The organism is Luteimonas sp. BLCC-B24, assembly GCF_028550595.1.
Classification (GTDB): Bacteria; Pseudomonadota; Gammaproteobacteria; order Xanthomonadales; family Xanthomonadaceae; genus Luteimonas.
The window spans coordinates 79,718-100,860 of the sequence record NZ_JAQQGN010000005.1; the positions used below are offsets into that span (position 1 = coordinate 79,718).

The 21,143-nt window shown below is 70.7% G+C and carries 19 protein-coding genes; 6 read left to right on the plus strand and 13 right to left on the minus strand.

Features of this window, described 5'->3' with window-relative positions:
• Positions 1 to 2: 2 nt before the first annotated feature.
• Positions 3 to 956, minus strand: a complete 954-nt coding sequence (locus tag PQS31_RS11480; protein WP_272762865.1) for an acyl-CoA desaturase — start codon at positions 954 to 956, stop codon at positions 3 to 5.
• Positions 957 to 1,150: 194 nt separating this feature from the next.
• Between PQS31_RS11480 and queD the strand changes: the two genes are divergently transcribed.
• Entirely contained in the window at positions 1,151 to 1,519 is a 369-nt protein-coding gene (gene queD / locus PQS31_RS11485) for a 6-carboxytetrahydropterin synthase QueD (protein ID WP_272762866.1), read from the plus strand.
• A gap of 140 nt (positions 1,520 to 1,659) precedes the next feature.
• The gene (locus PQS31_RS11490; RefSeq protein ID WP_272762867.1) at positions 1,660 to 2,061 is read left to right on the plus strand and encodes a phasin family protein; all 402 of its coding nucleotides are present in this window, start codon (positions 1,660 to 1,662) and stop codon (positions 2,059 to 2,061) included.
• A 93-nt stretch (positions 2,062 to 2,154) separates the two neighbouring features.
• Here the strand turns inward: PQS31_RS11490 and PQS31_RS11495 are convergent, their stop codons facing one another.
• From PQS31_RS11495 to rhlB, 7 genes are all read right to left on the minus strand, one after another.
• Positions 2,155 to 2,562, minus strand: a complete 408-nt coding sequence (locus PQS31_RS11495; protein ID WP_272762868.1) for a DUF3037 domain-containing protein — start codon at positions 2,560 to 2,562, stop codon at positions 2,155 to 2,157.
• Positions 2,540 to 3,316, minus strand: a complete 777-nt coding sequence (locus PQS31_RS11500) for a HipA family kinase (RefSeq protein ID WP_336314351.1) — start codon at positions 3,314 to 3,316, stop codon at positions 2,540 to 2,542. The genes PQS31_RS11495 and PQS31_RS11500 overlap by 23 nt, the downstream gene beginning before the upstream one ends.
• On the minus strand, positions 3,316 to 4,014 hold the full coding sequence (gene ung / locus PQS31_RS11505) for a uracil-DNA glycosylase (RefSeq protein ID WP_272762870.1): 699 nt from the start codon (positions 4,012 to 4,014) through the stop codon (positions 3,316 to 3,318). The genes PQS31_RS11500 and ung overlap by 1 nt, the downstream gene beginning before the upstream one ends.
• Before the next feature lie 67 nt (positions 4,015 to 4,081).
• Positions 4,082 to 4,915 (minus strand): response regulator, encoded by an 834-nt coding sequence (locus PQS31_RS11510; RefSeq protein ID WP_272762871.1) that lies wholly within the window; start codon positions 4,913 to 4,915, stop codon positions 4,082 to 4,084.
• A gap of 8 nt (positions 4,916 to 4,923) precedes the next feature.
• Positions 4,924 to 5,874 carry a permease-like cell division protein FtsX gene (gene ftsX / locus PQS31_RS11515; protein ID WP_272762873.1) on the minus strand — a complete coding sequence of 317 codons (951 nt, stop codon included), beginning with the start codon at positions 5,872 to 5,874 and terminating at the stop codon, positions 4,924 to 4,926.
• The gene (ftsE, locus tag PQS31_RS11520; RefSeq protein WP_272762874.1) at positions 5,867 to 6,556 is read right to left on the minus strand and encodes a cell division ATP-binding protein FtsE; all 690 of its coding nucleotides are present in this window, start codon (positions 6,554 to 6,556) and stop codon (positions 5,867 to 5,869) included. The genes ftsX and ftsE overlap by 8 nt, the downstream gene beginning before the upstream one ends.
• A 125-nt stretch (positions 6,557 to 6,681) precedes the next feature.
• On the minus strand, positions 6,682 to 8,436 hold the full coding sequence (gene rhlB / locus PQS31_RS11525; protein WP_272762875.1) for an ATP-dependent RNA helicase RhlB: 1,755 nt from the start codon (positions 8,434 to 8,436) through the stop codon (positions 6,682 to 6,684).
• Between the two features lie 205 nt (positions 8,437 to 8,641).
• On the opposite strand from rhlB, the gene trxA reads away from it, so the two are divergent.
• Together trxA and rho are read left to right on the plus strand one after the other, a co-directional pair.
• Positions 8,642 to 8,968 carry a thioredoxin gene (trxA, locus tag PQS31_RS11530; protein WP_272762876.1) on the plus strand — a complete coding sequence of 109 codons (327 nt, stop codon included), beginning with the start codon at positions 8,642 to 8,644 and terminating at the stop codon, positions 8,966 to 8,968.
• Between the two features lie 261 nt (positions 8,969 to 9,229).
• The gene (rho, locus tag PQS31_RS11535; protein ID WP_272762877.1) at positions 9,230 to 10,984 is read left to right on the plus strand and encodes a transcription termination factor Rho; all 1,755 of its coding nucleotides are present in this window, start codon (positions 9,230 to 9,232) and stop codon (positions 10,982 to 10,984) included.
• A gap of 62 nt (positions 10,985 to 11,046) precedes the next feature.
• On the opposite strand, the gene PQS31_RS11540 is transcribed toward rho, so the two are convergent.
• From PQS31_RS11540 to PQS31_RS11560, 5 genes are all read right to left on the minus strand, one after another.
• Entirely contained in the window at positions 11,047 to 11,922 is an 876-nt protein-coding gene (locus PQS31_RS11540; protein ID WP_272762878.1) for a hypothetical protein, read from the minus strand.
• Positions 11,923 to 11,955: 33 nt separating this feature from the next.
• The gene (locus PQS31_RS11545; protein WP_272762879.1) at positions 11,956 to 15,246 is read right to left on the minus strand and encodes an ankyrin repeat domain-containing protein; all 3,291 of its coding nucleotides are present in this window, start codon (positions 15,244 to 15,246) and stop codon (positions 11,956 to 11,958) included.
• Positions 15,239 to 15,511 (minus strand): YcgL domain-containing protein, encoded by a 273-nt coding sequence (locus PQS31_RS11550; RefSeq protein WP_272762880.1) that lies wholly within the window; start codon positions 15,509 to 15,511, stop codon positions 15,239 to 15,241. The genes PQS31_RS11545 and PQS31_RS11550 overlap by 8 nt, the downstream gene beginning before the upstream one ends.
• A gap of 98 nt (positions 15,512 to 15,609) precedes the next feature.
• On the minus strand, positions 15,610 to 16,623 hold the full coding sequence (cydB, locus tag PQS31_RS11555; protein ID WP_272762881.1) for a cytochrome d ubiquinol oxidase subunit II: 1,014 nt from the start codon (positions 16,621 to 16,623) through the stop codon (positions 15,610 to 15,612).
• Positions 16,623 to 18,020: a cytochrome ubiquinol oxidase subunit I gene (locus PQS31_RS11560; protein WP_272762882.1), complete on the minus strand. Its 1,398-nt coding sequence runs from the start codon at positions 18,018 to 18,020 to the stop codon at positions 16,623 to 16,625. Before PQS31_RS11560 ends, cydB begins: the two co-directional genes overlap by 1 nt.
• A 182-nt stretch (positions 18,021 to 18,202) precedes the next feature.
• Here PQS31_RS11560 and PQS31_RS11565 point away from each other — a divergent pair, with 182 nt between their 5' ends.
• Both PQS31_RS11565 and PQS31_RS11570 read left to right on the plus strand, forming a co-directional pair.
• Complete coding sequence (locus PQS31_RS11565; RefSeq protein ID WP_272762883.1) at positions 18,203 to 20,584, plus strand: S9 family peptidase; 2,382 nt, start codon at positions 18,203 to 18,205, stop codon at positions 20,582 to 20,584.
• On the plus strand, positions 20,581 to 21,057 hold the full coding sequence (locus PQS31_RS11570; protein WP_272762884.1) for a PH domain-containing protein: 477 nt from the start codon (positions 20,581 to 20,583) through the stop codon (positions 21,055 to 21,057). The genes PQS31_RS11565 and PQS31_RS11570 overlap by 4 nt, the downstream gene beginning before the upstream one ends.
• Positions 21,058 to 21,143 lie beyond the last annotated feature (86 nt).

Here is a 21,143-nt window from a genome sequence, read left to right on the forward strand (position 1 = left end):
GCTCATGCGCGTGCCTTCGCGTGCACCCAGGCCGGCACGGGTTTGAGATCACGCACCAGTCCACACCAGGACAGCACGGTCAGGCCGTACCAGGTCAGGTCGATTTCCCACCAGCGGAAGCCCTGGCGCACGGTGCCGGGAAAGAAGTGATGGTTGTTGTGCCAGCCTTCGCCGAAGGTCAGCAGCGCCAGCCACAGGTTGTTGCGGCTGTCGTCCCCGGTGTCGAACCGGCGGCTGCCGTAGCGGTGCGCGAGCGAATTGATCGTCACCGTGGCGTGGAACAGCACCGTGGTCGAGATGAAGAAGCCCCAGACCAGCATCTGCGCGCCCGTCGTGCCGAGCCCGGGCGCGACGCGCTCGAGCAACGCGCCGAGCCCGTAGAGACCGAGTGCCAGCAGCACCGGCACCAGGGTGTCGAACCGGTCGAGCCAGCGCAGTTCCGGGTACTTCGCCAGGTCCGGGATACGCGACCAGTCGGTGCGGAAGCCCTCGCGCGTCAGGAACCAGCCCATGTGGCTGCGCCAGAACCCGTGCACGCGTGGCGAGTGCGGATCGCGCGCGGTTTCGGTGTGGCGGTGATGGTTGCGATGGTGCGCCGCCCACCACAAGGGGCCGCGCTGCACGCTGGCGGCGCCGATCAGCGCGGCGAGGAACTGCACCGCGCGCGAGGTGCGGAACGTGCGATGGGAGAAGTAGCGATGATAGAAACCGGTGATCGCGAACATCCGCAGCGCATACAGCGCGACCGCGACCAGCACGGCGACCGGGGACACACCGACCCAGAACACTGCAAGACAGGCCAGGTGCATCGCCAGGAACGGCACCGCACGCAGCCAGTCGATGCGGTCGTCCTCGCGTCCCTCGGGCACCGCCGCATCGGTATCGAACCAGCGGCGCACGTCGGCCCGGAGCGTACGCGGCGAAGACGGCGGGCTGCCGGCGTGCGGGTCGGGCATGGGGGTTCCTGCGGGGGGGCGTTGTGCATACCTTACGGCGCAGGCCGACATTCGGATGCAGCGGGCAGGCTGACCGGGTCGCCCCCCGGTACGCAGGCGGCGACGCGGACGCTCGCGGTCGATGCATCGATACGCGTCGGGCTTCAGGCATCGGCGACGATTGCCGCGCCGGCGGTCACCCTCGACAATGCGGCATGGATATCTTCAAGGTCTTCACCCTCGAGGCCGCGCACCGGCTGCCCAACGTGCCTCCGGGCCACAAGTGCGCGCGCCTGCACGGGCATTCGTTCCAGGTGGAGGTCCACGTCTCGGGCACGCCCGGCGCCGACAGCGGCTGGATCATGGACTTCGGCGACCTCAAGGCCGCATTCGCCCCGCTCCACGCACAGCTCGACCATCACTATCTCAACGACATCCCCGGGCTCGAGAATCCCACCAGCGAGATGCTCGCCATCTGGATCTGGGACCGGCTCGCCCCCACCCTGCCCGGCCTGAGCGCGATCGTCATCCGCGAGACCTGCACCTCGGGCTGCCGCTACACCGGCCCCGGCCAATCCGGCTAAGTCCCTGATCCGGAAGCGGAACTGGCCTGTTTACTGAACAGGCACCGACCGCTCGTCGGCATTTTGTTGCACTGCACCATGAGTGCATTATGCTGCACCGCACAAACCCGGCAGTCCGCCGGCCCACGCAGGTAACCGCCATGTCCTACCAGTTCAACGAGCAGTTCACCGCCGCGTCGCGCCAGTTCGCCGATGCCGCCGCTCACATCAACCACATCGCGCTGCAGAACGTCGAGAAGATCGTCGGCGTGCATCTGTCGACCCTCAGCGAGAACGCCAACGCCACGTTCGCGTTCGCCAACGAGGCGATCGACGTGCGTGACCTCGACGGCCTCAAGGCCCTGTGGCCGAAGGGCGCACAGGTCGCGCGCGAGAACGTCGAGCGTCTCGTCAGCGCCAGCCAGGAAGTCATGGGCCACACCGTCAAGACGCACGAGGCGATCGCCGAACTCGCCAAGGCCCAGATCGAGGCGACCACCGCCGACGTCCGCGCCGAGGCCGAAAAGGTCGCGCGCAGCGCCGCCAAGGCCACCAAGCGCTGAGTGCAACGCGGGGCATCGCCCCGTGGATCGAACAGCCGGGCGCTCCCTCCCTCGCCCGGTTCGAACCCGGCAGCCACGTGCTGCCGGGTTTTTTTATGCGCCGACCGGCGGCGCCGGCGGCCGCACCATCCGCGCCAGCAGTCGCTCGCACAGTCCGTCGGGATCGCGGGTCCGCCCGGTGTGCACCGGCGAGACCTGGATGATCGAGCTGCGCCGTGCGGTCAACCAGTGGAAGCGCGCACGCGCCGGCAGCGCGGCGATCGGCCCGCCGTCGGCATCCCCGCGACAGATCCGCACGATCGCGTCGAGATGGCGTTCCACCGTGTCGACGTCGACATGCGGATCGAGCGCGCGCAGGCGTGCCGGGTCCAGCGCCATCGCCGCGGCCAGCGTGCGCGTGGCCTGGCACGAGATCAGCACGCCCGCATTGATGAACTCCTCGCGCTCGACCCGGGGCACGACCCGGATCACCGCGTAGTCATAGACGACCGGCGTGCGCACGTCGTGCCTCCTCGACGAAGACGGCGCGCTGCGCCAGCCGCTGGCAGAAGAAACTGACGTAGGCCTCGCGGTGTGCCGCGCGGTCGGCGAATCCCGGCTCGCTGCCGAGCCAGGCATCGGGCACCAGGCCGACGATGCGCCGGATGTCGTCCTCGCCGATGCGCGCCGACAGCTCGGCGTCGGCCGATGCCAGTGCCGCGGCGAACGGCAGCAGCACGTGATCGGCGATCCGGGTGAACGGCGACACCGCGATCCGCGCCGCACTGTCCCAGTCGTGGTGGAAGTACAGCGCCGCGCCGTGGTCGATCAGTGTCAACCGGCGATGCCAGACCAGCAGATTGGTATTGCGCGGCGTGCGGTCGACATTGCAGGTGAACGCGTCGAACCAGACGATCCGCGACGCCAGCGCCGCATCGGGCGCATCGACCGCGGGATCGAAGTTGATCGCCCCGGGCAGATAGTCGAGCGCGAGATTGCAGCCGGCGCTGGCGCGGATCAGGTGCTGGATTTCGGAGTCGGGTTCGGTCGCGGCCATCGCCGGGTCGAGATCGATGAACACGATCTCCGGAATCGGCAGGCCGAGCAGGCGCGCGAACTCGCCGGCGACGAGCTCGGCGACCAGCGCCTTCGCGCCCTGCCCGGCGCCGCGGAACTTCATCACGTACATGCCGTCGTCGTCGGCCTCCACCACCGCCGGCAGCGAGCCGCCCTCGCGCAACGGGGTGACGTACCGCGTGGCCTCGACGCTGCGGATCACGTGGCGAGTTCCGAGCGCATCGGCAGCGACCAGTCGATCGGCGCGATCCCGCGCGTGCGCAGGAAGCTGTTGGCCTTGGAGAAGTGTCCACTGCCGAGAAAGCCGCGATGGGCCGACAGTGGCGAGGGATGCGTGGTGCGCAGCACGCAGTGCCGGCGGGCGTCGATGACCTTGCCCTTGGCCTGGGCGTAACTGCCCCAGAGCAGGAACACCAGATCCTCACGCTCGCGGCCGAGCACGTCGATGACGTGATCGGTGAAGCCCTCCCAGCCCTTGCCCTGGTGGGCGCCGGCCCGGCCCTCTTCGACCGTCAGCACCGCGTTGAGCAGCAACACGCCGCGCTGCGCCCACGGCATCAGCCAGCCGTGATCGGGACGCACGAAGCCGGTGTCGCGCTGCAGCTCCTTGTACATGTTGTCCAGCGACGGCGGCACACGCACGTCGGGCCGCACCGAGAAGCACAGACCGTGGGCCTGGCCGGCGCCGTGATACGGGTCCTGCCCGAGAATCACCACCTTGACCGCATCGAACGGCGTGGCCTCGAAGGCGGCGAAGATCTCCGGGCCCGGCGGGAAGATCCGCGCGCCGGCGGCCTTGCGTTCGCGCAGGAACGCCGACAGCGCGCGCATGTCGTCACGCAGCAGCCAGTCGCCGACGCGCGCCTTCCACGACGGTTCGAGCCTGATCTCGGACATGCGGATTTCCAGCGCGGGGGCGCACAGGGTACCGGCCGCGGCTTGTGCGCCCAAGCGCACCGGGCCGTCAGCCGGCGGCCTGCATCGCCGACAGCCGCAGCTGGAACAGGGCCTTGCTCGCCAGCACGCGCTCGTCGGCCGGCTTGACCACCAGATCGTTGGCGCCGGCGTGCAGCAGATCGATCTGGTTGTCGCGATTGCCGTCGCCGGTCATCACCAGCACCGGCAGCCGGCGCTTGCCGTAGCCGAAATCGCGGCGCACCGCGCGCAGCAGGTCGTGTCCGCTGAGATCGCCCTTCAGATAGACGTCGGTCAGCAGCAGATCGGCGCCGGGCGCGCCGGCCGTGTCGCGATAGGCGTCCAGATAGGCCAGTGCATCTTCCGCGCTCACGACGTGGGTGACACGCATCTGCTGCGCCTCGAGCATGCGCCGGGTGGCCAGCGCGACCGTGCGGCTGTCCTCGACGTAGAGCACGTGGGCGTCCGGAATCGGCGCCGGGTGCACGTAACCGCGCACGAATTCGGCCAGCGCCCGATGCCCGAGCGCCTTGTCGAAATGATCGGTGATGTCCTCGTTGAACCGCCGCGCTTCCAGATGCGCCTGGGCATCGCCCGACACCACGATCACCGGCACGTAGCGCTGGCCGGCGGCCTCACGCACCGCGCGTGCCAAGTGCAGCCCTTCGCCGTCGGGCAGCAGCAGCGAGGTGCTGACCAGATCGACCGGCGCGCGCGCCAGCGCGGCGCGTGCGTCCTCGAGCCCGCCGCATTCGACGATCTCGACCTCGCTCAGCGCCTGGCGCAGCACGTCGCCGATCAGGCGACGCACGAGCTTCGAGCCGTCCACCACCATGATGCGTGGCGACGCGCTGACGACGTGGCGGAAATCCTGCACGGGCATCGGAGGGCTCAGGTGTCGGTGGGGCGCGTCTGACGCAGGAAATGACCGGTCACCAGGCCCGCGCCAAGCCAGCCCAGCGCCGTCGCGCCGCCGAGCACCGCCGCCAGGCCCAGCGGCCCGAAGCCGCGCAGGGCGAAGCCGGCGCCGTAACTCGCGGCGAGTTCGGCCAGCGGCGCCTGCAGCGCGTAGGCGGCGCCGGCCAGCAGAGCCAGCGCCACCGCACCGGCGGACAGGCCGTACCAAGCGCCGAGGTAGAGGAACGGCCGCCGGATGAACCCGTCGGTGGCACCGAGCAACTGCAGCACGCCGAGTTCCTCGCGTCGCGCCTGGATGTCCAGACGCACGGTGTTGCCCACGACCAGCAGTGCGCCGAGCCCGAGCAGCGCGCCCAGCACCCAGACCACGCGCCCGCCGAAGCGCAGCCAGCCGTCCAGCCGCTGGCGCCACTCGGTGTCGTGCTGCACGAGTTCGGCCTCGGGCAAGGCGCGCAGCGCGTCGACGAGCAGGCGCTCGTCGCCCGACGGCGTGAGGATCAGCACGTGCGGCAGCGGATTGGCGTCCAGCGCGTCGATCGCATCGCCGAACTGGCCGCGTTCACGCAGCTCGGCCAGGCCCTCGTCCGGCGTGCGATGGACCACGCTGCCGACATCGGCGCGGCCGCGCAGTTCGCCGGCCAGCGCCTGCGCACGCCCGGCCTCCACCTCCTGGTCGAGAAACACGCTGATCTCGCGCGAGGCATCGATGCTGCCGCCGAGGCGGCCGAGGTTGTCGAGCACCAGCCACAGGCCCAGCGGCAGCGCGAGGGCGACCGCCATCACGCCGATCGTCAGCGCGGTCGACCACGGACGGTGGAACAGGCGGCCGAGGCTGGCGACCACGCTGTAGGCGTGGTGGTCGGCCCAGGTGCCGACCGGCGAGGCGGCGGCACGTGCCGGTGCGTTGCGGGGCGCCTCAGGCATCGGCGAGGTCCTCCGGCGCGATGTCGTCGGCCAGCGTGCCGTGATCGAGCACCAGCGTGCGCTTCTTCATGCGCTTGACCAGGCCCAGGTCGTGACTGGCGATCAGCACGCTGGTGCCGCGCTCGGGCAGCTCGGCGAACAGGGTCATGATTTCGGCCGACAGCGTCGGGTCCAGATTGCCGGTGGGCTCGTCGGCGACCAGCAAGGTGGGTTCGCCGACGATCGCGCGGGCGATACCGACGCGCTGCTGTTCGCCGGCCGAGAGCTGGGTGGGCAGCGCGCGCTCGCGGGCGCCGAGCTCCAGCCGCTCGAGCATCGCGCGCACACGCTTGCCGATCTCCGGCCGACGCATGCCGCGCAGGATCAGCGGCAGGGCGATGTTGTCGAACACGCTGCGGTCGGGCAGCAGCCGGTGGTCCTGGAACACCACGCCGACCTCGCGCCGGTGCAGCGCGACCTTGCGCCCGCGCACCTTCAGCAGGTTGCGCTCGGTGAACAGCACCGCGCCGCGGCTGGGCCGCTCGGCCAGATGGATCAGTTTGAGCAGCGTGCTCTTGCCCGCGCCGGAGTGGCCGGTGACGAACAGCATCTCGCCGGCGGCGACATCGAACGTCACATCCGACAGCGCGACGTGACCGCCCGGATACTGCTTGCTGACATTGTCGAATCGCAGAACGCTCATGCGCGCAAGTATCGCAGGGAATCGCGCATGCACGACGTCATCCGGCCCGTGCGAGCGGCGGAGTGCGACGCACCGCGCACACAAAAAGGCCCCGCCGGAGCGGGGCCTTCGTGCAACCGCCGCGCTCAGCGCGTGTTGCCACCGGAGACCAGACGGCGCAGGCCGCGGCCGATGCGGCTGAGCAGCGACGGACCGGCGTCCTTGGGCGCGGCGGCGGGCGCCGGACGCTGGCTCGGCCGCACCTCGCGTGGCCCGGCCTTCGCCGCGGTCCGCGCCGGCGTCGCGGGCGCGCCGGACGTCGCGTCGACGGTCGGCGTGGCGGCCGTCTCGCCGCCCTCGATCTTCTTGCCGCCACGCCGGCGACGGCGCTTGCGCGGCGGACGCGACTCGTCCGGCATCGCGGCCGCCACGGCGCCGGCCGCGTCGATGACCGGAGCAGCGACGGGCGCGGATGCGGCGACCGCGCCGGCGTCACCGGAGGCCCCGTCGGCCGCGCCGCGCGGCTTGCGCGGCCCGCGTCCCTCGCCGCCGCCCGACCGCGAACCACGCCCGCCGCCCGGACCACCGCGACCACTGCCGCTGCGGCCGCCGCCACGCTTGGCGTCCTCGGCCGCGCGCGCCTCGCGCACTTCCTTGAAGATCTCGCCGATGCTTTCGCCGTCCTCGGCCTCGGCCTCGACACCCTCGCGCGGGGCGCGCGGCAGCGGCGTCAGCAGCTCCTGGGTGACCGGCTCGGACGGAATCTTCTGCTCGATGTAGGCCTCGATGTCCGGCAGCGACATCGCGTAACGCTCGCAGGCGAAGCTGATCGCGTCGCCCTCGGCGCCCAGGCGCGCGGTGCGGCCGATGCGGTGGACGTAGTCTTCGGCGTCGAACGGCAGGTCGTAGTTGAAGACGTGGGACACGCCGTCGATGTGCAGACCGCGCGCGGCGACGTCGGTGGCCACCAGTAGTTCGAGCTGGCCGGCCTGGAACTTCTTCAGCAGGCTCTCGCGCTTCTTCTGCGGCACGTCGCCCGACAGCACGCCGACGCGGTAGCCGGCCTTGTCCAGCGCGCGGGCAACGCGTTCGACGAAGGCCTTGGTGTTGACGAACACCATCGTGCGCGCGCCCTCGCTGCGCGACAGCAGGCCGATCAGCAGTTGCAGCTTCTCGTCGTCGGCCGGGTAGTAGAGCTTCTGGCGCACACGCGCAGCGGTGATCGACTCGGTCTCGACGACCAGCTTCTCCGGCTCGTTCATGTGCTCGTAGGCGAGCTCGAGCACGCGGTGGCTCAGCGTGGCGGAGAACAGCAAGGTCTGACGCTCGGTGCGGATCGGCATGCGCCGCAGCAGGAAGCGGATGTCCTTGATGAAGCCGAGGTCGAACATGCGGTCGGCCTCGTCGAGCACGCACATCTCGCAGGCGTGCAGGCTGACGACCTTGTGCTGCTTGACGTAGTCGATCAGACGGCCGGGCGTGGCGATGATGACGTCGGCGCCGTCCTGGAGCATCTGGCGCTGCTTGTCGTAGTCGACGCCGCCGTAGACCAGCGCGAACTTCAGGCCGAGCTGGCTGCCGAATTTGACCGCGTCCTTGTGGATCTGGATGGCCAGCTCTCGGGTCGGCGCCAGGATCAGCGCGCGCGGGTCCTCGGGCTTGCGCTCGGCCAGCGCCGGTTTCGACAGCAGGCGGTTGATGACCGCCACCAGGAAGGCCAGCGTCTTGCCGGTGCCGGTCTGGGCCTGGCCGGCGACATCGCGGCCGTTGAGGGCCAGCGGCAGGGTCAGCGCCTGGATCGGCGTGCAGCGGGTGAAGCCCGCGCTCTCCAGCCCGGCGAGCAGCGCCGGATGCAGGTCGAACGATGAAAAGGTGAGGTCGGTTAAGGGTTTATCGCTCATGCGGAATATTGAGAACCGTGTCCGGGCGTCGCCGGGTGCGGGCGCCGCGTGCTTGCGTGGGCGGCATCCGCGACGCAGACTGCCTGGAGCGGGACGCGTGGGTCATCCCGCGGTGCGCCGCCTTGATTCCGGCGGACGATCCCCCATTTTACCATCCATCCCGGCGCCGCTGCCGATGCCGGCGCCATCCCCACCGGAGACCTCCGTGAGCAATGCCGTCATCCACGCCACCGATGCCGACTTCGAGACCACCGTCCTGCAGTCCGATGTGCCGGTGCTGGTCGATTTCTGGGCCCCGTGGTGCGGCCCCTGCAAGATGATCGCCCCGGCCCTCGACGAGCTGGCGGGCGACTACGCCGGCCGCGCGAAGGTGGTCAAGGTCGACGTCGACCAGAACCAGGCCACCGCGCTGAAGTACCACGTGCGCTCGATTCCGATGCTGCTCGTGTTCAAGGGCGGCCAGGTGCACGGCACCCAGATCGGCGCCGTCGGCAAGCCGCAGCTTGCCCAGCTGATCGACAAGGCGCTCTGAGCGCCGCGGGCGGCGCCGTGCCGACGCCGGCACGCACGCCGACGCCCGCCGCGTCGCTGCGTGGCTCGCTGCGCAGCGGCTGAATCGCAGGCCTCGCCCCGCTTGCCGGCGCCGGGCCGGCGGTGCTAGGTTTGCCCACTCCGGCATGCGTATCGCCTGCCGCACCCATCTGGTCGCACCTGCCGGGCGCTGTTTCCCGGCTCTGCCGTCTCCAACCTTCCGCCCGGTTCCGGGCGCTCGCAGCGAGCGAGGATTCTCCTCTTGTCCGACAACACCCCCGACGATTCCGGCGCGCCGACCGGCGATGCAGCCGTGAAACGCGTCCGCAAACCCCGCGTGGCGAAGAAGCCCGCCGATACCGCCTCCGAGACCGCGCCCCAGCCGCAACTTCAGCTTCCGCCGCAGGAGGCCGCCGCACCGCGACCGCCGGCCCCGCCGACCGAGCCGACGCGCGATGCAGGCAGCAAGCCCGCCGCCGATGCGCCGCCGCAGGACGGTGGCCAGCGCAGCAACAACGGCGAGCAGCGGCCGCCCCAGCAGGGTGGCCAGCCGCAGGGTCAGAACCAGAACCGTCAGGACCAGAATCGCCACGATCAGGGCCGACAGGACCAGGGCGGCGAGCGCGGCAACCGGCGCGACCGCTTCAAGAACAACCGCCGCGATCGCCAGCGCGGCCGTGACGACGGCCTGCCGCAGGACGGTGGCAACGACCATGCGCAGCGCCTGCCGCCGCCGAACGTCCCGGAAGGCTTCCCGCAGTATTCGTTGAGCGACCTCAAGCGGATGCCGGCGCACAAGCTGCTCGACATCGCCGACCAGCTCTCGATCGAGGGCGTCGCCCGCGCCCGCAAGCAGGACGTGATCTTCGGCCTGCTCAAGGTGCTCACCCGCTACGGCGAGGGCGTCGTCGCCGACGGCGTGCTCGAGATCCTGCCCGACGGTTACGGCTTCCTGCGTGCGGCCGAGGCGAGCTATCTCGCCGGCCCGGACGATGTCTACATCTCGCCCAGCCAGATCCGCCGCTTCAATCTCCGCACCGGCGACCATCTGTCCGGTCGCATCCGCTGGCCCAAGGACGGCGAGCGTTACTTCGCGCTGTCGGTGGTGGACACGATCAACGGCGAGCCGCCGGAGGCCAGCAAGGGCAAGGTGCTGTTCGAGAACCTGACCCCGCTGTTCCCGCGCAAGCGCTTCAAGCTCGAACGCGGTGACGGCTCCAGCGAGGACATCGCCGGCCGCATCCTCGATCTGATGGCGCCGCAGGGCAAGGGCCAGCGCGCGCTGATCGTCTCGCCGCCGAAGGCCGGCAAGACGATGATGATGCAGCAGATCGCCAGCGCGATCACCTACAACCATCCCGACGTGCACATGATCGTGCTGCTGATCGACGAGCGTCCGGAAGAAGTGACCGAAATGCAGCGCACCGTGCGCGGCGAAGTCATTTCCTCGACCTTCGACGAGCCGGCCGCACGCCACGTGCAGGTGGCCGAGATGGTGATCGAGCGCGCCAAGCGCCTGGTCGAGCACAAGAAGGATGTCGTCATCCTGCTCGACTCGATCACCCGCCTCGCCCGCGCCTACAACAACGTCGTGCCGAGCTCCGGCAAGGTGCTCACCGGCGGTGTCGACGCCAATGCGATGCATCGCCCGAAGCGCTTCTTCGGCGCCGCGCGCAATGTCGAGGAAGGCGGTTCGCTGACCATCATCGCCACCGCCCTCGTCGATACCGGCAGCGCGATGGACAAGGTGATCTACGAGGAGTTCAAGGGCACCGGCAACTCGGAAGTGCACCTCGACCGTCGCATCACCGAGAAGCGCGTCTACCCGGCGATCAACGTCAACCAGTCGGGCACGCGTCGCGAGGATCTGCTGATCGAGCCGGACCTGCTGCAGCGCATCTGGATCCTGCGCAAGCTGCTCCATCCGATGGACGAGATCGCCGCGATGGAATTCCTGCTCGACAAGATGAAGAGCACGAAGTCCAACGACGAGTTCTTCTCGTCGATGAAGCGCTGATTCCCTAGCGCGAGAAGGAAAAAAGCCCCGCGGATGCGGGGCTTTTTTCTGGGCGTCGCTCCTCAGCCCTCGATCGGCGTCAACAACTTGAAACGGGACGACTCGGGTGCGACCTCCCCTGCCATCAGGGTGTCGGGGCTGAAACCGGCCGGCGTCGGTGCAGCCCAGTCGGGATGGTTCTCGCGCCCCGGGTGGTAGGCCGCCCATTGACCGTAGGCAGGCTCACGCTGTCCTTGCAGAAAATAGGACACCGGCGTCCGGACAACCCAGTAGTCGCGAGCTGCCTCGTCCCCCTCGGTCGGAGGTACGAACCTCCACCGCTTTGCCCCGGCGATCGCGGACTTCGCCAGCGAGGACCGGATCGATTCCATCTGGCGCGCGGTTCCCAGCGCGGTGAGGTTGACCTGCTCCGCGATGACGTCTTCAGGCAGGCCATCGCGGTTGATCTTGAGGAGCAGATAAACAACCCCGGTCCCACCCATTCGAGCGACGTCGACCGGATAACGGGGCGGCAGCATCGAGTCCGCACGGACACGGCCCGGGTCGTCTGCATCGTTCTCGTCCCCGAAATGCGCGCTCGCGATCCGAACATTCATCGTCCCACCCTCGGAAGGCGTGGCGATCAGCCTCAAACGCATCTTCGCCCGAGCGAGCGCCGGCACGCCGTCGACCAGAATCGGATCGAATCGCATGCCGGACGCGGAGCGCTCGACCAGATCCACGACGTATGACGGCAGCTTTTCGGGCTGGTCGAGGACATGCCCGGTCACCGTGCCGTCGCGATCGATATCCACGTGCCCCGTCACCAGCATGGAGGCCTCGACCTCGTGACGCGCCTGACGCGCGGTCTGGGCGTCGGCGTCAGGCGCGGCGGCGGTCAGAAAAGCGACGGCGAGCAGCGCCCTGCAGAGAACGGGGCCCGACTGTGCCGGGTGCACGCCGCGGCGACAAGCCCCCGGGTATCCCCGAGATCAGCGCTCGCGCAGAAACCGCGCCATCGACACCCCGTCGCCGCCCGGCGCCGGGGCGAACTCGGCGGCGACGTCGACGAAGCCGCGCATCACCGCGATCTCGCGCGGCGTGCGGTTGAGCGTGTCGCGCAGGTCGGGGTCCGCGCCGGCGCGCAGCAGGCGACGGGCCAGACGCAGCTGGCCGTGCAGGCCGGTCAGGTGCAGGGGGCCGAAGCCGCGCGGGTCCTGGGCGTCGAGCGCAACGCCTTCGTCGAGCAGGTGCTCCATCGCCGCCAGCACCACATCCTCGTCGCAGGCGGTGCCGGGCTCGGCGCGCGCGCCCAGCAGCAACAGCAGCGGTGTCACGCCGCCCGCGGCCGGAGCATCGACCTCGGCGCCGGCCAGCAGCAACGTGTCGAACAGCGCCAGCAGACGGGGCCGATCGCGCGAGGTGAAGCCGTAGAGCGCAGCGCAATGCAGCGGCGTCAGCCCCTGGGCATCGGTGGCGTGGATGTCCGCGCTGGCCGTCAGCAGACGCGCGGCCAGATCCGGCAGGCCGAGCGCGGCCGCGAGCATCAGCACACTGACTTCGCCGGGCAGGCGCTGGTCGAGATCGGCGCCGGCCGCGAGCAGGCGCTCGACGACGGCACCGTGACGCATGCTGACCGCCGCCGACAGCGGCGTGGCCCCGGACTGCGCGGCGCGGGCGGTGTCCGCGCCGCGGGTCAGCAGCAGGTCGACCACGGCCAGATGGCCACCGCCCGCCGCACGCAGCAGCGCGGTACAGCCCTGGCTGTCGGCCGTATCGATCGGCAGGCCCAGATCCAGCAGCCGACGCACGGCCTCGGCATCGCCGGTCATTGCCGCGGCCGGGAGGTCGCCCGCTTCCAATGCACGCCGGGGCGGCGCCCAACCGCGCCAGTCGAGCCAGTCGGCCAGATCGCGTCGTCCCGCTGCCAGCGCTACGCCCAGCGGCGTCTGGCCGTCCGCAGCGCGCGCCGAGGCCGACGCGCCGTGGCGCACCAGGGTCTTCAGGGCGGCCTCGCGTCCGAGCGCAGCCGCCAGATGCAACGCGGTCATGCCGCGCGAATCGCGAGCATCGAGGTCCACCCCGATCGCGACCAGCTGCTCCAGCAGGCGCGGCCAGCCCAGCCGCACCGCGAGCGACAGCACGGGGTCGCCGTCGGCCGACGGCGCGAACGCATCCGCGCCGCGCGCGAGCAGATCCAGCGCGGTGCGCTCGAACACGCGCGCCGCCTGGTCGTGCTCGGCGCAGGCGACGAGATAGCGCGCCAGTCCGCCCGCGCCCGCCGGCGACGCACCGTGACGCAGCAGCGCCTGGAGGACGGGCAGCGCCTCGGGCGCGCGCGACAGCAGCGAGGCGAGCAGCGTGTCGCCCGCCTCGTCGCGCATCTCCGGATCGGCGCCGTGCGCGAGCAGCCATTCGACGCGCTCGAGCGAGGGCGGCCCGTCGGCATCGTGCAGCAGGCGACCCAGATCAGCCGGCGTGAGCAGGCGCAGCACGCGGTCGAGACCGTCGAACCGGCCATCGCGCAGGCTGTCGCGCAGCAGCACGAGGGGTGTCCGCGCATCGGTGTCGAGGGCGTCGTCGGCGCCGACATTGCCGGGCAGTGGATAGGCCGGATCGAGCGCGCGCACCAGCGCCCAGCGCCCGGCTTCGGCCGCGCGGTCGGCGGGACGCTTGCCGTCGGGGCCGGTCACGTCGGCGGGCACGCCGAGCGCGAGCAGACGCTGCACCAGCGCCACCGAGGGCGCATCCGCCGCGCAGGCGAGCACGATCGCATTGCGGCCGCTGATGTCGACAGCCGCGACATCGGCGCCCGCGGCCACCAGGGCCTCCACGGCCGCGAGCCGGCCGCCGCGCGCCGCATCGAGCAGCGGCGTGCGTCCGTCGTTGTCGCGGGCACGCACGTCGGCCCCGGCCGCGAGCAGGGCCGCGAGGATCTCGGTATGACCGTTGAACGCCGCCACGTGCAGCGCGCCGCGCCGGGCGGGATCGCGGGCGTCCACCCGTGCCTTGTGGCGGATCAGCAGTTGCACGCCGGCCGCATCGTCCTCGTCACCGCCGGCCGCGCCGAGCAGGGCCGGGGTGCCGCCCTCGGCATCCGCGCGCGCGCCGCGTTCGAGCAGGAACTTCGCCAGCCGCCAGTTGCCCGCGGCGCAGGCCACGCCCAGCGGGGTCAGGCCGTCGTGATTGCGTGCTTCGAGATCGGCGGCCGCATCGCCGAGCAGTGCGGCCACGCCCGGATCGGAACTGCGCGCGGCCAGGTGCAGCGGCGTGTTGCCGTCGCGATCGGTCACCCGCGGATCGGCACCGTTCGCGAGCAGGGTCATCACGGCTTCCGGACGCCCGTGCCAGCTGTCGCGGGTGGCCGCGAGCAGCGGGGTCATGCCCGCATGCGCGCCGTTGACGTCGACGCCGCGCGCGATCAGCGCACGCAGCAGGCGCAGATCCGGCAGGACCGCGGCGAGCACCGGCAGACTGCGCTGGTCGCGCTCGTCGGCGAGCGGCAACGCATGCACGTCCGCGCCGGCATCGATCAGCGCCAGCGCCCGATCCACCCGGCCGCCGCGCGCCGCGGCGTACAGCGCGACGTCCGGTGCCGCATCGGCGGGTTCATCGAACAGCGCCGCGGCCGGATCGCCCGGCATCTCCACCACCTGCATGCCGGTCGGCGCCGGCGGCGCCAGCCGTTGCAGGGCGACGTGCAGCGCGGGCCAGGCGAGTGCCGCGCCGGCGACCAGCACCGCGCGCAGCCCCGCGCCGACCGGCGGTATCCAGGCCAGCATCAACACCAGCGCCACCACCGCCGCGACGCACGCGGCGGCCGCGGCGCCGCGCCAGCGCCCGGTGTCGTGGTCGGCGAGCGCACGCCAGTGCTGACGCAGATCGCCGCCCTCGTGCTCCACCGCGTGCCACACGGGCCAGGTGCGCCAGAAGCCGATCACGGCCAGCCCGATGACCACGCTCGTCGCCAGTGCGGCGCCGAGTTCGCCCCCCTGGCGCAGGGCCTGCACGGGCCAGGCGATGCCCAGCCCGGCGAACACCACCGCCGCACCCCAGACGGCCAGCAGGGCCAGCGCATCGCGGCGCAGCGACGCCGGTTCGAGCGGCACGCCGGCGCGATGCGCTCGCACCGCGAGCGCGACGACCGGCTGGGCCAGCACGCCGGCCAGGGCCGCCACGAAGCCGCCGATCGCGGTCAGCGCCGTCAGCGCGAGCGCAACCAGCGCCAGACCGGTTGCCGAATGCAGCAGGACACGCGGCCCGCGACGCGCAGTCTCAGGCATCGGTGCCCCAGTCCCCGGTCAGCGGATCGGCGGCCAGCGTGGCGGGCAACTGCAGGTGGAAGCCGGTGCGCTGCAGGTGGTCACGCACCACCTCGGGATTCTCGCGGGCCAGGCGACGGCCCGGCACCAGCGCCACGTCGAGCACGAACGTCAGCACGCCGAGGCGCTCGCGCACGGGCGCGGGCAACACATCGAAGGCATCGCGCTGCGCCAGGTAGACGTAGGTGTCCGCCTTGCGCTGGCTTTTGTAGACGTAGGCGTGCATGGCCTGGAACACCGCGGAAACACCGGTGATTGTGCGGCAAAAGGCCGGCCGTGGGTATCGCGATCCTGCGCCCGCGCCGCGGCATTTCCACGCCCGGTTCAGTGATAGCCGACGTCGGCCGCCACCTTGCCGCGGAACACGTGGTAGGCCCAGGCGGTGTAGCCGAGGATCAGCGGCAGCAGCACGATCAGGCCGACCAGCACGAACCCCTGCGACGACGGCGGCGAGGCGGCCTCCCAGATGCTCAGCGACGGCGGCACGATGTTCGGCCACATGCCCAGCACCAGACCGGCGAACCCGAGCCCGAAGAAGCTCAGCGTCAGCAGGAACGGGCGGGCGTCACGCCCTTCGCGCATCGCCGCGCGCCACAGCAGCACCACGTTCGCCAGCGCCAGGACCGGCACCGGCGACAGCCACCAGAAATTTCCGTCTTCGAACCAGCGCGCCATGATCCGCGAATCGAGAAACGGCAGCCATGCGCTCACCAGCCCCATGAACGCGGCCACCACCAGCACCAGCGGCCGGGTCAGCGTGCGCGCAATCCGCTGCAGGCGGCCCTCGGTCTTGAGGATCAGCCAGGTGCTGCCGAGCAGCGCATAGCCGAACACCACGGCCGCGCCGGTGAGCATCGAAAACGGGCTGAACCAGTCCAGCGCCCCGCCGGCGTACTTGCCCTCCTCGAGCGGCATGCCCTCCACCAGCGCGCCGAGGATCACCCCCTGGGCGAAGGCGGTGAACATCGAGCCCAGCGCGAACGCGGCGCCCCAGAACCGCCTGCCGCGGCGGGCCTTGAAGCGGAATTCGAAGGCCACGCCGCGGAACACCAGGGCGATGAGCATCAGCAGCACGGGGAGATACAGCGCCGAGAGCACGATCGCATAGGCACGCGGAAACGCCGCCAGCAGGCCGACGCCGCCCAGCACCAGCCAGGTCTCGTTGCCGTCCCAGATCGGTGCGGCCGTGTTCATCATGTGGTCGAGTTGCTGTCCGTCCTCGGCGAACGGCGCCAGTACGCCGAGGCCCAGCACGAAGCCGTCGAGCAGCACGTACATCAGCACGCCGAAGCCGATCACGCCGAACCACGCCACCGGCAGTACGGTTTCCAGGTCCATCAGTCGTCTCCCACGGGGCCGTCGGCCGCGGAAATCGGCCGCATCGGCGTGCGCTCGCCTTCATCGTGATCCGGACCGTCGTCGAACGGCTGCGGCCCCTTGCGGATCATCTTGAGGATGTAGCCGCCGCCGGCGCCGAACACCACCGCGTACGCCATCACGAACGCACTCAGCGAGATGATCACGCTGGTACGGTCGATGTCGCTGACCGCATCGGCGGTGCGCAGCAGGCCCTGGATCACCCAGGGCTGGCGCCCGATCTCGACGACGAACCAGCCGGCGAGCACGGCCACGAACCCGCTCGGCGCCATCAGCCGCCAGCTGTCGAGCAGCCAGCGCGATTCGAACAGCCAGCGCCGCCGCCACGCCCACAGCGAGACGGCCGTGAGCAGCAGCATCGCCATGCCGATGCCGACCATCACCCGGAACGCATAGAACACCGGCGCGACCGGGGGCCGCTCGTCGCGCGGCACCGCGGTCAGCGGCGCGATCGTGCCGTCCCAGCTGTGGGTCAGGATCACGCTGCCCAGGCGCGGAATCGCGAGCTCGTAGTCGTTGCGCTCCGCGTCGGCGTTCGGCACCGCGAACAGCACCAGCGGCACGCCTTCACCCGGAGCGCCGTCGTGCCAGTGCGCCTCCATCGCGGCCAGTTTGACCGGCTGCACCTCGCCGGTCTTCAGGCCGTGCAGGTCGCCGACGACGACCTGCGTCGGCACCGTGAGCGCGGCGAACGCCACCGCGAGCTTGAGCATCCGCGTCGCCGCCTCCACGTGCTCGCCGCGGCGCAGATACCACGCCGCCACGCCGCCGATGACGAAACACGTGGTGACGAACGCCGCCAGCACCATATGCGCCAGCCGGTAGGGAAACGACGGGTTGAAGATGATCGCGAGCCAGTCGGCGGGATGGAACACGCCGTCGATCAGCTCGTAGCCGGCCGGCGTGTGCAGCCAGCTGTTGGCCGAAAGAATCCAGAAGGTCGAGATCAGCGTGCCCACGGCGACCAGGCAGGTCGACAGGAAATGCAGCGTCTCCGACACCCGGCCCCAGCCGAACAGCATCACCCCGAGGAAGCTCGCCTCGAGAAAGAACGCCGTCAGCACCTCGTAGCTCAGCAGCGGTCCGAGGATGTTGCCGGCCTGGGCACTGAGCACGGACCAGTTGGTGCCGAACTGGAAACTCATCACGATGCCCGACACCACCCCCATGCCGAAGGACACGGCGAAGATCCGCATCCAGAAGAAGAACAGCTCGCGCCACACCGGATCACGCGTGCGCAGCCAGCGCCATTCCAGGAACGCCAGCCAGCTCGACAGGCCGATCGTGAAAGCGGGAAACAGCACGTGGAAGGAGATCACGAATCCGAACTGGATCCGCGACAACAGCAAAGCGTCCAAGAGGGCTCCAGAATCCGGCGCGGCGCCAGTCTGCGTGCGCCGGCGTGAAAACCACATGCGGCGCGAGGCCGCACCCCGCCGATGGCCGTGACGCGTGCGACCCGATGCATGACCTTCGCCAGAGCGGTGCGCGCGCCCGCGTCGGTACACTGCGCGCTTCCCTTCGTTCCACGGATCCGCCGATGCGTCGACTGCCGCTGCCCTGGGTGCTGGCCTGCGCCCTCGTTTCGCCTCTCACCCTCGCCCCGGCGCTCGCCCAGCCCGCGCAGCCGCTGACGATGGCGCGGATCATGGACGACCCCGACTGGATCGGTCCGCCGGTCGAGTCGACCTGGTGGAGCTGGGACGGCCAGCGCGCGTATTTCACGCTCAAGCGCGAGGGCGCGACGATCCGCGACACCTGGGTGCAGCCGATCGCCGGCGGCCCTGCGACACGGCTCGACGATGCCGCGCGTGCCGACCTCGACGCGCAGAACCCGATCTACGACGCCACCCGCACGCGCATGGCCTTCGTGCGCAACGGCGACCTGTTCGTGCGCGACCTGCGCACGGGTGCACTCTCCCAGATCACCCGCACCGAGGCCCCCGAGGCCCAGCCGCAGTGGACGCCGACCGGCGGCCTGGTCTGGCGCGCGGGGACCGACTGGTACGGCTGGGACCCGCAGCGCGGAACCGCGCAGATCACCAGCCTCAAGGCCGAGGACGACCCGGCCAAGCCGCCGCCGGCCGACGATCTGCGCGAACGCCAGTTCCGCATGATCGAGACGCTGCGCACCGAGCGCGACCGCCGCGATGCCCAGCGCGCGCAGACCGAGCAGTGGCGTCGCGTCGACCCCACCCGCACGGCGGCGCCGGCCTTCCTCGGCAAGAACGTCACCATCGCCGGCAGCGCGCTCTCACCGGCCGGCGACCGCCTGATCGTCGTCACCGCGCCCAAGGGCGGCAACGAAGGTCAGGCCGGCAAGATGCCGCGCTACGTCACCGAATCCGGGTACGAGGAGTTCGAGGACGTGCGCACCCGCGTCGGTCGCAATGATCCGCTGCCGCACACGCTGTGGCTGGTGGACGTGGCCAGCGGCCAGGTCCGCGAGCTGAAGACCGATGGGCTTCCGGGCATCGGCACCGACCCGCTGGCCGGCCTGCGCCGCGCCGCCGGCAAGGACGCGCTGGGCGGCAACCGCCCGGTGCGTCTGGAACTTGACGGCCGCGGCGGCGGTGGCGGCGCGATCCGCTGGAGCGACGACGGTCGCTCGGTCGCCATCTCGATCCATTCGGTCGACAACAAGGACCGCTGGCTCGCGAGCGTCGACCTCGATGCCGCGGCGCTGCAGCCGCGTCACCGGCTGACCGATCCGGCCTGGATCAACTGGGACTTCAACGAGTTCGGTTGGCTGCCGGACAACCGCACGCTGTGGTTCCTGTCCGAAGAGTCGGGCTACTCGCATCTCTATCTCAACGACGGCAGCCGCTCGCGCGCGCTGACCTCGGGGCGCTGGGAGGTCTCGTCGCCGGTGATGTCGCGCGACGGCAGCCGCTTCTTCTTCATGTGCAACCGGCAGTGGCCGGGGCGTTACGAGGTCTGCAGCGCATCCGGCGGTGACGTGGCCGAAATCACCTCCAGCGGCGGCATCGAGGACTTCGTGCTCTCGCCCGACGAGAGCCGCCTGCTGCTGCGGCACTCGTCGAGCTACACGCCGCCGCAGGTGGCGGTGGCCGACGTCAACGGCGGTGCGCTGCGCGTGCTCACCGACACCCGCACCGAGGCCTTCAAGGCCCATGACTGGCTGCAGCCCGAGTACGTGCAGATTCCGTCCAAGCACGGTGCGGGCACGGTCTGGGGCAAGTTCTACAGGCCCGAGACCTACGAGCCGGGCCGCACGTACCCGGTCGTGCTGTTCGTGCACGGCGCCGGCTACCTGCAGAACGTGCACGACCGCTATCCCACCTATTTCCGCGAGCAGATGTTCCACAACCTGCTGGTGCAGCAGGGCTACATCGTGCTGGACCTCGATTTCCGCGCGTCCAGCGGCTACGGCCGCGACTGGCGCACCGCGATCTACCGGCAGATGGGCCATCCGGAACTCGAGGACTATCTCGACGGCATCGACTGGCTGGTCGACAACCACCAGGCCGACCGCGACCGCGTCGGCATCTACGGCGGCAGCTACGGCGGCTTCATGACCTTCATGGCGCTGTTCCGCGCGCCCGGCACGTTCAAGGCCGGCGCCGCGCTGCGTCCGGTCACCGACTGGTCGCAGTACAACCACGCCTACACCGCCAACATCCTCAACACACCCGACATCGATCCCGAGGCCTACGCGAAATCCTCGCCGATGGAATACGCCGATCGCCTGCAGGACCACCTGCTGATCGCGCACGGCATGATCGACGACAACGTGTTCTACAAGGACTCGGTGATGATGGCCCAGCGCCTGATCGAGCTGCGCAAGGACAAGTGGGAGCTGGCGAGCTATCCGCTCGAGCGCCACGCCTACCAGCACCCGGCCTCGTGGTACGACCAGTACCGCCGCATCTACGAGCTGTTCGAGCGCACCCTGAAGTGACCGGAGCCGGCCCCCTGCCGGCCGTCGAGTTGCTGCGGCCGTCGCCGTGGAAGCCACTCGCACTGCTGGCGGTCTCGGCCGGCCTGGTCTGGGCGGCGATCGTGATCGGCGATCGCCACCCGTTGATCGCATGGACGGGCGGCGGCGTCTTCGCCGCGCTCGGCCTGCTCGCAGCGGTCGCACTGCTGCCGGGCGCGAGCCAGTTGCGGCTCGATGCCGACGGCCTCGAAGTGCGCGCGCTGTTCCGCGTGACCCGCTGGCGCTGGTGCGACGTGGTGCGTTTCGGCGCCACGCGCGTCGGTCTGCATGCGACGGTGGGCATCGACTTCGCCGAACACGTCCACGCCGCGGCGCGCCTGCGGCGCGTCAATCGCGGGCTGAGCGGCTTCGACGGTGCGCTGCCCGACACCTACGGGCAGCGGGCCGCGGATCTCGCGGCCAGACTCGAGACGTGGCGTCGCGCCTTCGGCTGACGGCTCGGCGGGCGTCCGCGCCGGCACGGGCTTCGCGCAGGTGCCTCACGGTCGGCTGACGCGATCGAACGCCGGATCCGAGACCG

What these genes read in the sequence shown, in the direction of transcription:
- ung (WP_272762870.1), bottom strand. Translation starts at nt 4,014, where the DNA reads ATGTCCGAGATCAGGCTCGAACCGTCGTGGAAGGCGCGCGTCGGCGAC.
- PQS31_RS11550 (WP_272762880.1), bottom strand. Translation starts at nt 15,511, where the DNA reads ATGCACGCCTACGTCTACAAAAGCCAGCGCAAGGCGGACACCTACGTC.
- PQS31_RS11545 (WP_272762879.1), bottom strand. Translation starts at nt 15,246, where the DNA reads ATGCCTGAGACTGCGCGTCGCGGGCCGCGTGTCCTGCTGCATTCGGCA.
- PQS31_RS11480 (WP_272762865.1), bottom strand. Translation starts at nt 956, where the DNA reads ATGCCCGACCCGCACGCCGGCAGCCCGCCGTCTTCGCCGCGTACGCTC.
- queD (WP_272762866.1), top strand. Translation starts at nt 1,151, where the DNA reads ATGGATATCTTCAAGGTCTTCACCCTCGAGGCCGCGCACCGGCTGCCC.
- PQS31_RS11490 (WP_272762867.1), top strand. Translation starts at nt 1,660, where the DNA reads ATGTCCTACCAGTTCAACGAGCAGTTCACCGCCGCGTCGCGCCAGTTC.
- rhlB (WP_272762875.1), bottom strand. Translation starts at nt 8,436, where the DNA reads ATGAGCGATAAACCCTTAACCGACCTCACCTTTTCATCGTTCGACCTG.
- ftsX (WP_272762873.1), bottom strand. Translation starts at nt 5,874, where the DNA reads ATGCCTGAGGCGCCCCGCAACGCACCGGCACGTGCCGCCGCCTCGCCG.
- PQS31_RS11510 (WP_272762871.1), bottom strand. Translation starts at nt 4,915, where the DNA reads ATGCCCGTGCAGGATTTCCGCCACGTCGTCAGCGCGTCGCCACGCATC.
- cydB (WP_272762881.1), bottom strand. Translation starts at nt 16,623, where the DNA reads ATGGACCTGGAAACCGTACTGCCGGTGGCGTGGTTCGGCGTGATCGGC.
- ftsE (WP_272762874.1), bottom strand. Translation starts at nt 6,556, where the DNA reads ATGAGCGTTCTGCGATTCGACAATGTCAGCAAGCAGTATCCGGGCGGT.
- PQS31_RS11565 (WP_272762883.1), top strand. Translation starts at nt 18,203, where the DNA reads ATGCGTCGACTGCCGCTGCCCTGGGTGCTGGCCTGCGCCCTCGTTTCG.